Raw genomic sequence first — 11,107 nt, 5'->3', positions numbered from 1 at the left:
GAACGCGACGAACACCTCGACTGGCTCACCCGCGCCGCCCACCGCCTGCCCACCGCCCACCTCGGCCTCTACGACGGCCTCGCCGGCATCGCCGCCCTCCTCGACCGCACCGGACGCCACGACGACGCCGACGAACTGCTCGACCGATGTCGCACCGGCCTCCACCACCGCTACGGCCCCGGCCTGCACAGCGGCCTCGCCGGCATCGGACTCGCCCTGCTCCGCCCCGGCAGACCCGCCCCCGACGACGCCCTGCACATCGGCGACCGACTCGCCCGCACCCTCACCGGCGACACCACGCAACCCGTACCCGAACCCACCCGCCCCGGCCTGCTCCACGGCTGGTCCGGCCCCGCGACCTTCCTCACCCGCCTGCACGAAACCACCGGCGACCCCGCCTGGCTCCGCGCCGCCCGCACCGCCCTGCGCCGCGACCTGCAACACACCGTCCGCGACGACAACGGCAACCTCCACGTACGCGACGGCGCACGACGGCTGTTCTACCTCGACGAAGGCAGCGCCGGCATCGCCGTCACCGCGCACACACTGCTCCGCCACGGCGAACGCCAGTGGCTGCGCGACATCGTCACCACCGTCCGCCGCACCATCGACGTCGAATTCGTCCTGCTGCCCGGCCTCTTCCACGGCCGCGCCGGACTTCTCGCCACCGCCGCCCTGCTCACCGACGACCCACCGCGCCGCGCCACCCCGCACGGCCCCGTCGGACTCGTCCGCGACGACGCGCCCCACCACGTCCCCGCGCACCTGGCCCGCCTCGCCTGGCACGCCTACGCCCTCGACGGCCACCTCGCGTTCCCCGGCGACACCCTGCTGCGCATCTCCACCGACCTCGCCGCCGGCGGCGCCGGAATCCTGTCCGCCATGCACGCCGCGCTGCACCGCACCGCCGTGACGCTGCCCTTCCTCGACGCGCCCACCCACGTCGCACCCACCGGCCACCTCCTCGCCGCGAGCTGAACCCCCGCCCGGCGCCCACAGACCCCGTCGGAACCACCGACGGCCAATCCACCACACCCGAGAAGGAGGTGAACCCCCATGACGAAGCTCCTCAACCTGCAGGCCATGGCCACGCAGAACGGCACCCGCCACGCGGTCCCGCCGCAGTCCAGCAGCATCAGCATCGCCTGCTGCAACGGCTGAGACGGCAGTGGCGAACGGGCCACCAGCCCCAGCCACACCTGATCCGCCTGGCGACCCGGGCGGGCGGCCACCGCCCGCCCGGGTCCGTCGTCAACCCGGCCCGGTGAAGCCGGCATCCCGCCCGCCACCACGCACACGGAGCCCCCATGCCGCCCACCGGCCTACGACACAACCGCGACTTCCTCCTCATCACCGTCGCCCGCACCGCGTCGAAACTCGGCACCCAGGTCACCGCCGTCGCCACGCCGCTGCTCGTCCTGCTGACCACCGGCTCCGCCACCGACGCCGGCCTCGTCGCCTTCGCCGAAGGCATCGCCCTGGTCCTCGTACTCCTGCCCGCCGGCCTGCTCGCCGACCGCCGCGACCGGCGCATCCTCATGCTCTGCTGCGACGCCGGCGCGCTGCTCGCCGTCACCGGCGTCACCGTGCTCGCCCTCGTCGGACACGCGCCAGTCCTGCTCATCGCCGTCCTCGCCGCCGCCACCGCCGGCCTCGGCGCCGCGCTGCAACCCGCCGCCGCGGCCGCCACCCGCGCCGTCGTCCCAGCCCGGGACCTGCGTACGGCCACCGTGTTCAACGAGACCCGCAACGGCGTCGTCCACCTCGCCGGCCCGCCGCTCGGCGGCTTCCTGTTCGGCCTCGCCCCGGCACTGCCGTTCCTCGTCGACGCGATCTCGTACGCCGTCTCCCTGGTCGCCGTGGCCCTGCTGCGCGGCCCACTCGGCCGGTCGGCGACCACGCCGGGGGAGTCCCTGCCCCGGCAGGCCGTCGCCGGGGTCCGTTTCCTGTGGCGGCAACCGTCGCTGCGGTTCACGCTGCTCTGCGGCGCCGTCCTGAACTTCGCGTTCGCGGGCGTCCTGCTGGCGATCATCGTCGTGCCGGTCCGCAACGGCGCCTCCGGCCTGTCCGCCGGAACCGTCATGGCATGCGTCGGCCTCGGCGCCGTCGCCGGATCACTCGTCGCGTCCTGGCTGACCGCCCGGGTACCCACCCGCTGGCTGATCCTCGCCGTCGTCTGGGCCTGCGCCGTGCTGACCGCCGCCATGGCCACCACCGACAACGGACTGGTCCTCGGTGCGCTGGCCGGCGCCTGCGTCCTGGTGGTACCGGCCGCCAACATCAGCATGCTGACCCTCCAGACCCTGCTCACCCCCGGTGACCTGCAGGGGAGAGCGAACGCCGCGACCAGCTTCATCGCGCTGATCGTGGCGCCGTTCGGCCCGGCCCTGTCCGGCCTGCTGATCGACCGCGTACCGGCGCCGGTGGTGTTCGGCAGCTTCGCGGCCGTCATGCTGGCGCTCGCCGTCGGCGCGGCCGTCGCGCCCGCCGTACGCGCCATGCCCGACCTGCGGGCCGTCGAGGAAGCCCCGGAGCCCGGCGAGGCCGAGCGCCGCGACCCGCAGCCGGTCTGAGCTGATCTTCGTACCGGCAGGCAGGGGAGAGGTGCTGGTCTTCCGGGGGACGTTCGGATGATCACGAGAGCGCCTCGCCCGTGCCACCATGTAGGGCCCCTCCCAGGACAGGCCACAAGGGACGAGGTGCCGGCATGGAGCTGCGTAGGAGCCGAGAGAAGCTGTGGAGGGGCCTCACGCTCTTCGGAGTCGGCGTGCTCCCGCTGCTTTACCACACTTCCGCGTCGACCGGACGATGGATCCTTCTCGGCCTCTGGCTGGTGTCGGCCGGCCTGTTCGTCGCCTACCAGCTCAGGCCGTTCCGGTTCTGCATCGGAGCCGACGGACTGGATCTGCGGGTCGCCGGGCTCAACCGGCTCGTGGCATGGGCCGAGATCGACGCTGTCGTGCTCGACCAGCCGCTACCGTCCCGTGGCCGGAACCAGAGAGCCGCAAAGGTGCTGCTGGTGCCGGCCACCGCCGCGACGATCGACCGTCCGCTCACCAGCCGGAGCCCGGTCGACGGGCGGCCGGCCCTGAAGCTGCTCGACCTCGATCAGGTGCGGCAGCCGGCGGACGACGTGGCGGACGCCCTGGCCCGGTTCGGGGCAGGGCGATTCGCAGACGTCCGGCAGCAGGCCCCGGAACTGTCCGACGACGCGGATACGCCGGACACGGAGGCCCTGACGTTGTTGGCCGACCTGACACCGCGAGTCCAGAAGGCGCTCGACTCCGGGCAGGTGTCGCAGCGGCAGGCGGTCAAGGCAGAGGTGGACGCGGCACTCGCGAGACTGCAGGCCGGAGGTCACCAGCCACGGATGGCCGCGCTTCTGAAGGTCATGTCGGACACCCTCGGCGAAGACGTAAAGCCCTCCTGAGCCGTGATTCGATAATGTACATTATGTCAAGTAGAGCTCCGGCGGGCCTCCCCGGACGTCCTCGCGAGGCGGCTGACCTTCCGGGACTTGGAGGTCCGGCCGGCTGCCCCGTCGCACCGCACACCTAGGCGCGGCCCGCCGACGCCACACTCTCAACCCATCCACCGCTCCGGCGATCATGAGGTTGGCGGTGACAAATGGGACAGCATCCGCGGTCAACTTCATGATCGCCGGAGCAGAGAGGGCACCGGCCCCTTTCACCGCCCTCCCTGCTCCGGCCGAGTGCCGACAGGTGTGGCTGCCGCCGCCAGTACGCGGATGTGGCTGCATCGGAGCGCCCGGGTTGCCGCCACCTCGGCGTAGTGGAGTTGATCATCGACTGAGCGGGCCGCACTCCCCCTCGAAAGGGCCTCCTGGCGGGAACGCGAGAATCATGCATAATATCCCTTATGCATGACAAACCGGACGAAACGGTAGGCGGTCTGATTGAGGAGTTCCTGACCGCCCGGGCCACCCGCAAGCCCTCCCCCCACACCTTGGCCGCGTACCGGAGGGATCTGACCGCAGTGGCCGAGCTGATCGCCGCCGACGGCGACGCCACTCCCCTCCCCCTGGACCGGGTCGCGGTCAGCTCCCTCTCCCCCCGGGTCATGCGCGCGGCGTTCGCGCGGTTCGCCGCTCCCCGCGCGGCCGCCTCGGTCCATCGTGCCTGGTCGACGTGGAACAGCTTCTTCACGTTCCTGGTGGCCGAGGGCGTCGTACCGGGCAATCCGATGCCGGCGGTGGGGCGGCCCCGTACGCCGCTCCCCCGACCCAAGCCGCTCCGGGGCGAGGACACCCCGGAGGAGCTGCTGGCGGCGGTGGCCCGGGCGGAGGGCCGGCAGCGTGACCCGTGGCCGGAGCGCGACCTGGCGGTGCTGGCGCTGGCGTTGTGCGCCGGGTTGCGCCTGTCGGAACTGCTGGCGCTGCGGGTGTCGTCGGTGGCGGGGCGCGACGGCGAGCGGCGGGTGGACGTGGCGGGCAAGGGCGGGCGGCCGCGTACGGTGCCGATCGAGGATGCCGTGGACCGGGTGCTCACGGGTTATCTGGACAGCCGGCGGCTCCGGTTCGGGGCGCGCAGTGTGCGGCCGGACTCTGCGTTCCTGGTGGACCGCCAGGGTGAGGCGTTGCGGCGGGGTGGGCTGCAGTACCTGGTGGAGTCGTGTTACCGGCGGGCGGGCATCGGTGACCGGGTGCCCCGGGGCGCGCGGTTGCACGCGCTGCGGCACACGTTCGCGACGCGGTTGGCGGAGGACGGGGCGAGCGCGGCGGAGATCATGCGGTTGCTGGGGCATGCGTCGTTGGCGTCGTCGCAGACGTACATCGAGGTGACGGCGGGTCAGCAGCGGGCGGCGGTGGCGGCGAACCGTACCAATCGGGCGTTGTCGGGGTTGCTCAAGCGGTAGTGGTCAGGCCGAGTTGAGCGGCCACGTACGCCAGGTGGTGTGACGTTCCCCAAGCGATCCAATCCGTGGCGACGCCGGTCCCGGCATGGCCTGCGGCTCGCAGAGCGATCTGCTCGTCGCCCCAGGAGAAGTGCCGTCCGGCGGCCGGCCAATGGTCGGCGGACACAAGGGCCTTGCAGATGTCGTAGATGCCGATGTTGCCCTTGCCGTCGCGCGTCGTCCGGTACGTCCACCAGGTATCGCGGCCGGTGTGCCGGATGTTCGGCGCTGGTCCCCAGCCTTTGCCGCTCGTCCCCGGATGAGCGATGCAGTAGTCGGCGAATTGGACGCCGTGCTGCTGAAGTCGCTGCCACAGTTCGAAGTCCCGGCGACGGAGTGGGGTTGCCCGATGAGGCGGAACCTGCGAGAGATTCGGGGGCATGGCGCCCGACGCGACGACGACGTCCTTCCAGTGATGGCGTCGGGTCCACGCGAGGTGCTTGCGGAGCAGGGGTTCTGCCTTCGTGAGGTCCTGGTCGGAGCGCACCTCGGCGGCGTCGAGGACGACGATGCAGTCCTCGGTACGCAACTCGATCACGGCCAACACCTGAGAGAGCCGACCGTCGACTTCGGTGACGTCTGGTTCGGCGTGGCTGGCCGTGACTCGCACGACGCCGCCTCCGTGCATGGCGGCGGCGCTACGCACGTCCGCAAGTTGTTGGGTTGTGTCCTGCAGGTGCACGACGGGCAGCGCTGAGATTCTCCAGGCTTCCAGGTCGACGGCGATGTCGTGGAGTGGTCGGCGAGTACCGGTCATCGGTTCTGGAAGGTGCTGCACATCGACAGCGACGACCATGCCGGGAGGAAGTGTTCGCTTTACACGTTCGATGAACTTGCGGGCGTCTTCGATCGGTCCCTTGTCAGGCACGACTTCGAAGATCGGGACGATGTGTGGCGCGAGTTCGCCAGCGAGGTTGTCGATGGCCTGGAACTCAGCTTTTCGGCCTTTGAGGATCGGATAGTAGCCCGCCATGGCATCGCCCCACACGATTCGACGACAGTCACTTGTATCGATGTTGCACGTTCTGTGCCCGATCTACAACCGTGCGTATCCAGAATGGGTGAGTCAATGCGCTGCCGGGCTGGCAGGATCGGGCGGATGCGGGTGGGTGCGGCGCGGGCGGTGGCGGCCGGGTGGGTACGGGAGCGGATGCGCGTCGATCCGGCGATCGAGGGGGCGTTGTTCAGCGGGTCGACTGTGGGGTTGCCGGACGACGCGTTGTTGCCGCCGTGGTCGGACGTGGACGTGTTGCTGGTGCGCCGGGAGCCCGGTGCGAAGGTGGGCAAGTTCGTGTATCGGGGGGTGCTGCTGGAGGTCAGCACGATCACGTGGGCGGAGTTGGGCGGCCCGGAGGATGTGCTGGGGTCGTGGGTGTTCGCGCCGATGTTGCGTACCGATGGGGTGATCGCGGATCCGTCGGGCCGGTTAGGCGCGGTGCGGGAGCGGGTGGCGGCGGCGTTCGCGGATCCGGTGTGGGTGCGGGCGCGGTGTGCGGGTGTGCGGCGGCGGATCGAGGCCGGGTTGCGGGCGGTCGACGCCGAGCGGCCAACCGCGGAGCAGGTGTTGGCGTGGGTGTTCCCGACGTCGTTGCTGGCGGTGTGGCCGGCGGTGGCGGGGCTGGTGGATCCGACGGTGCGGCGGCGGTACGTGCGGGCGGAGCGCGTGTTGTCGCGGTTCGGGTTCGCCGATCGGTATCCGGGGTTGCTGGACACGCTCGACGGCGGCGGGGTGGGGTTGGATCCGGCGCGGGTGCGGGCGCATCTGGCCGGGTTGGCGGTGGTGTTCGACGAGGTGGCGCGGTTGCCGCGGGAGGGGTTCGCGTTCGGGGCGGATCTGGGTGCGGCGGGGCGTCCGGTGGTGTTCGACGGTGCGGTTGAGCTGATCGGGGCGGGCCGGCATCGGGAGGCGATGTTCTGGATGCTGGTGACGTACGCGCGGTGTCATGTGGTGTTGGGCACGGTGGCACCGGAGCGGGAGCGGGCGTTGCGGCCGGCGTTCCAGGCGGTGCTGGCGGATCTGGGTGTGGCGTCGGCGGCGGATCGGCGGCGGCGGGCGGACGGTCTGCTGGCGGCGTTGCCGGGGTGGCAGGCGGTGGTGGATGCGGTGGCGGCGGAGGCTGTGGCAGGCTGAGGGGGAACGCGACTGGCGGCACGGGGATGGGTGAACCATCGGGGAGCTCGTCGTGGGGGTCGACCGCCTGGGCCCCTGCGGGCGAGGTGTCGTATGTCTTCTGCGCGGTTGTTGCCGGGTGCTCCGGTGGCGGAGCGGGTGTTGTCGGAGGTCGCCGCGTCGGTGGCCGAGTTGCGTGCGGCGGGGGTGACGCCGGCGCTGGCGACGGTGCTGGTGGGTGACGACGACGCGAGCGCGGGTTATATCCGGATCAAGCAACGCCAGGCGGCGGAGTTGGGTTTCGTGTCGCCGCACGTGCATCTGCCGGCGTCGGCGTCGCAGGCGGATCTGCATGCGGTGCTGGCGGATTTCAACGCGGACGCCACGGTCCACGGGGTGCTGGTGCAGTATCCGATCCCGGGTCATCTGGACTACGACCGGGCGTTGGCGGTGCTGGATCCGGACAAGGACGTGGACGGGATGCATCCGGTGAACATGGGCCGGCTGGCGTTGGGGTTGCCGGGTCCGTTGCCGTGTACGCCGGCGGGGATCGAGGCGTTGCTGGCGTTTCACGGTGTGCCGGTGGCGGGGCGGGAGGTGGTGATCCTGGGCCGGGGTGCGACGTTGGGTCGGCCGCTTGCGATGTTGCTGGCGCAGAAGCGGCCGACGGCGAACGCTGCGGTGACTGTGGTGCACACGGGGGTGGCGGACTGGCCGCGGTACACGCGGCGGGCGGAGATCCTGATCGCGGCGGCGGGGGTGCCGGGGATCGTGCGGCCGGAGCATGTGCGTCCGGGTGCGGTGGTGGTCGGTGGTGGGGTGCGGTACGAGGGGCGGCGGTTGTTGCCGGACGTGGACGAGTCGTGTGCCGAGGTGGCGGGTGCGATCACGCCGCGTGTGGGCGGGGTGGGTCCGACGACTGTGGCGATGTTGTTCCGTAATGCGGTGGAGGCGGCGCGGCGGCAGGCCGGGCTGGGTTGAGCGTCAGCCGAGGTCGACGACGAGGGGCCGGTGGTCGGAGATGGTGGCCAGCGGTGTGTGGACGGCGGTGACGGGTGGGAGCCGGTCGAGGGCGTGCCGGTCGGCGAGGATGTGGTCGAGTTGGACGCGGGGTTGCCCGGCCGGGTAGGTGGGGCGGCGGGCGAGGGGTCGCCAGCGGGTGAGCGCGGCGGCGGGTCCGGCGGGCAGGTTGAGGTCGCCGAGCAGGATCCGGGGTGCGGGCAGGGTGCGCAGGGCGCGGATGACGCGGCGTAGTTGCCAGATGTTCCAGCCGGGGACGAAGGACAGGTGGGTGGCGGCGACGGTGAGGGGGCCGTGGGGGGTGTCGAGGACGGCGGCGAGCACGACGCGGGGTTCGTCGCGGAGCAGGATGAGGCCGCCGCCGGGTCCGGGTGCGTAGATGGGTGAGCGGACGGGGGCGGCGCGTAGGCGGGTGACCTGCCAGGAGCGGACGGGGTGGCGGCTGATCAGGCCGATGCCGTAGAGGGGTTCGCCGTGGCCGTCGTCGTCGTGGGTGAGGGGGCGGAACTGTTCGCCGGGGGTGCCGACGACGGCGGCGGCGAAGCGGTGGTGGTCGGCGTGCAGGGCGCGGGCGGCCAGGGCGGTGAGGTCGAGTTTGCCGCTGCGGGTCTGGTCGCGGTCGACTTCCTGGAGGGCGAGGACGTCGGCGTCGAGGGCGGTGACGGCGGCGGTGAGCCGGTCGGGGTTGACGAGTCCGTCGGTGAGGGATCGGCCGTGCAGCAGGTTGAAGGTGGCCAGGCGCACCTGGACACCCTACGTCGTCGTGGCAGTCTTGCCGGGTGCTGAGACTGTTGTGCTGTTCGATGCTGGTGTTCGTGGCGGTGGGGTCGGTGGGGGTGTGGTTGCGGCGTCGTCGGGGCCGGTGAGGCTTGCCACAGGTGGCGTTGTCGCTGGTGGCGGGGTGGGCAGAATGCGGCGGTGGATGCCCTGTCGTTGACGACGTTGCTGACCGCTGCCCTTGTCGCGGGGTGGGTGGACGCGGTGGTGGGTGGCGGTGGTCTGTTGTTGTTGCCGGCGTTGCTGGTGGCGGCGCCGGGTGTGCCGGTGGCGACGGCGTTGGGCACGAACAAGCTGGCGGCGATTTTCGGTACGTCGACGGCGGCGGTGACGTATGCGCGGCGGACGAAGCTGGACTGGGGTGTGGCGGGTCCGGCGGCGGGGTTGGCGGTGCTGACGGCGGGGTTGGGTGCGGCGCTTGCGGGTGCGGTGCCGGGTGGCGCGTACCGGCCGGTGGTGCTTGTGGTGCTGGTGGCGGTGGCGGTGTTCGTGATGGCGCGGCCGTCGCTGGGTGTGGTGTCGTCGCCGCGGCGCACGCCGGGGCGGGTGGTGGTGGCGGTGGCGGTGGCCGGGTTGGGCATCGCCCTGTACGACGGGTTGATCGGGCCGGGTACGGGCACGTTTCTGGTGTTGGCGTTCACGGCGATTCTGGGTTCGGATTTCGTGCACGCGTCGGCGATGGCGAAGGTGGTGAACGCGGGTACGAATCTGGGTGCGCTTGTGGTGTTCGGGTTGACGGGGCACGTGTGGTGGGCGTTGGGTGCGGCGATGGCGGTGTGCAACGTGGTGGGGGCGGCGGTGGGCGCGCGGATGGCGTTGCGGCGGGGTGCGGGGTTCGTGCGGGTGGTGCTGCTGGTGGTGGTGCTGGCGTTGGTGGCCCGGTTGGGTTACGACCAGTGGTTGGCGGGCTGATCGCGGTGGCGGTGCGGGCGGAGCACGATCGGGCGGTGCTGGCGGGTCTGCTGGGCCGGGATCCGGTGTTGCACGCGTACCAGTTGGGTGATCTGGACGATTTCTTCTGGCCGTACACGTCGTGGTTCCGGCGTGGCGACCAGGTGGTGCTGCTGTATCACGGGGTGGAGTTGCCGACGTTGCTGGCGTTCGCGGCGCCGGATCGGGTGCCGGAGTTGGCGGGGTTGCTGGCGGAGGCGGCGCCGGTGTTGCCGGCGCGGATGTGGGCGCACCTGTCCCCCGGTCTGGAGGCGGCTGTGGGCCGCTGGTTCGTGGTGTCGGAGGCGGCGGCGCATCACCGGATGGCGTTGACGGATCCGGGTCGGTTGGCGGCGGTGCCGGCGGTGGGTGAGCCGTTGGGGCCGGCGGACGCGGCGGAGCTTTCCGGGTTGTACGCGGTGGCGTATCCGGGAAACTGGTTCGATCCGCGGATGCTGGACACGGGCCAGTACGTGGGCGTGCGGGAGGGCGGCCGGCTGGTGGCGGTGGCGGGGGTGCACGTGTTCTCGCCGCGGTGGCGGGTGGCGGCGTTGGGGAACGTGACGACGCATCCGGACGTGCGGGGTCGGGGTCTGGGCGCGGGGGTGGTGGCGGCGTTGTGCGCGCGGCTGCGCACGTCGGTGGATCATGTGACGCTCAACGTGCGGGCGGACAACGCGGCGGCGGTGCGGCTGTACGAGCGGTTGGGGTTCTCCCGGGTGGCCGGGTTCACCGAGTGCGCGTTGACGTCAGCGGCCGCGGCTGGGTGAGTCGAATCGGCCGGCGCGGATCTCGCGCAGGGCCCGGCGGCGGGTGTCGCCGCGCAGGGTGTCGACGTAGAGGCGTCCGCGCAGGTGGTCGGTCTCGTGTTGCAGGGCGCGGGCGAGGAAGCCGCTGCCGGTGATGGTGAGGGGTTCGCCGTGCTGGTCGTAGCCGTGGGCGGTGGCGTGCAGGGCGCGGGGGGTCGGGAAGTACAGGCCGGGGATGGACAGGCAGCCCTCGTCGTCGTCCTGGAGTTCGTCGGACAGTTCCAACGTGGGGTTGATCATGTGGCCGCGCCGGCCGTCGGCGTCGTAGACGAACACCTGGGCGTTGACGCCGATCTGGGGCGCGGCGACGCCGGCGCGTCCGGGTGCGCCGAGCAGGGTGTCCATCAGGTCGGTGACGAGGGCGCGCAGTTCGGCGTCGAAGCTGGTGACGGGTTCGCTGGGGGTGCGCAGCACGGGGTCGCCGATGATCCGGATCGGGCGCATAGTCATGTCCGGAAGGCTATCCGTTGCTTACCGCTGCGCGGGGGGGCACCCGCCGGGGCGGCGACGCTCGTAGGGTGTGCGGACACCGACGCTGGGAGGCCGC

10 protein-coding genes and 1 pseudogene are annotated in these 11,107 nt (G+C 71.8%); 8 read left to right on the top strand and 3 right to left on the bottom strand.

All coding sequences use genetic code 11. The annotated features are described in order from the left end of the window. From KBX39_RS01330 to KBX39_RS01315, 4 genes and pseudogenes are all read left to right on the top strand, one after another. Window positions 1-978, top strand: a pseudogene (locus tag KBX39_RS01330) (lanthionine synthetase C family protein); the annotation flags it as partial. Window positions 979-1,307: 329 nt separating this feature from the next. Further along, complete coding sequence (locus tag KBX39_RS01325; protein ID WP_064445955.1) at window positions 1,308-2,573, top strand: MFS transporter; 1,266 nt, start codon at window positions 1,308-1,310, stop codon at window positions 2,571-2,573. A gap of 134 nt (window positions 2,574-2,707) precedes the next feature. After that, window positions 2,708-3,430, top strand: a complete 723-nt coding sequence (locus KBX39_RS01320) for a hypothetical protein (protein WP_210868790.1) — start codon at window positions 2,708-2,710, stop codon at window positions 3,428-3,430. Window positions 3,431-3,879: 449 nt separating this feature from the next. Continuing rightward, a complete protein-coding gene (locus KBX39_RS01315; protein ID WP_209961933.1) occupies window positions 3,880-4,875 on the top strand; it encodes a tyrosine-type recombinase/integrase in 996 nt (331 codons plus the stop codon). On the opposite strand, the gene KBX39_RS01310 is transcribed toward KBX39_RS01315, so the two are convergent. Then, window positions 4,865-5,887 carry a beta family protein gene (locus KBX39_RS01310; protein ID WP_209961935.1) on the bottom strand — a complete coding sequence of 341 codons (1,023 nt, stop codon included), beginning with the start codon at window positions 5,885-5,887 and terminating at the stop codon, window positions 4,865-4,867. The genes KBX39_RS01315 and KBX39_RS01310 overlap by 11 nt on opposite strands. A 126-nt stretch (window positions 5,888-6,013) precedes the next feature. Between KBX39_RS01310 and KBX39_RS01305 the strand changes: the two genes are divergently transcribed. Together KBX39_RS01305 and KBX39_RS01300 are read left to right on the top strand one after the other, a co-directional pair. After that, the gene (locus KBX39_RS01305; protein WP_210868787.1) at window positions 6,014-7,045 is read left to right on the top strand and encodes a hypothetical protein; all 1,032 of its coding nucleotides are present in this window, start codon (window positions 6,014-6,016) and stop codon (window positions 7,043-7,045) included. Window positions 7,046-7,138: 93 nt separating this feature from the next. Next, entirely contained in the window at window positions 7,139-8,005 is an 867-nt protein-coding gene (locus KBX39_RS01300) for a bifunctional 5,10-methylenetetrahydrofolate dehydrogenase/5,10-methenyltetrahydrofolate cyclohydrolase (RefSeq protein ID WP_043324007.1), read from the top strand. A 3-nt stretch (window positions 8,006-8,008) separates the two neighbouring features. On the opposite strand, the gene KBX39_RS01295 is transcribed toward KBX39_RS01300, so the two are convergent. Next, window positions 8,009-8,788 (bottom strand): endonuclease/exonuclease/phosphatase family protein, encoded by a 780-nt coding sequence (locus tag KBX39_RS01295; RefSeq protein ID WP_210868786.1) that lies wholly within the window; start codon window positions 8,786-8,788, stop codon window positions 8,009-8,011. Between the two features lie 174 nt (window positions 8,789-8,962). Here KBX39_RS01295 and KBX39_RS01290 point away from each other — a divergent pair, with 174 nt between their 5' ends. Then, window positions 8,963-9,733: a TSUP family transporter gene (locus KBX39_RS01290; protein ID WP_176722890.1), complete on the top strand. Its 771-nt coding sequence runs from the start codon at window positions 8,963-8,965 to the stop codon at window positions 9,731-9,733. Further along, window positions 9,718-10,521 (top strand): GNAT family N-acetyltransferase, encoded by an 804-nt coding sequence (locus KBX39_RS01285; protein ID WP_210868785.1) that lies wholly within the window; start codon window positions 9,718-9,720, stop codon window positions 10,519-10,521. The genes KBX39_RS01290 and KBX39_RS01285 overlap by 16 nt, the downstream gene beginning before the upstream one ends. Here KBX39_RS01285 and def read toward each other — a convergent pair. Continuing rightward, the gene (gene def, locus KBX39_RS01280) at window positions 10,501-11,010 is read right to left on the bottom strand and encodes a peptide deformylase (protein ID WP_064445948.1); all 510 of its coding nucleotides are present in this window, start codon (window positions 11,008-11,010) and stop codon (window positions 10,501-10,503) included. The genes KBX39_RS01285 and def overlap by 21 nt on opposite strands. Between the last annotated feature and the right edge of the window lie 97 nt (window positions 11,011-11,107).

The sequence above is a fragment of the Micromonospora sp. D75 genome (genome assembly GCF_018070405.1).
GTDB classification, from domain to species: Bacteria; Actinomycetota; Actinomycetes; order Mycobacteriales; family Micromonosporaceae; genus Micromonospora; species Micromonospora chalcea.
This window is presented reverse-complemented; position numbering and strand designations above follow the sequence as displayed.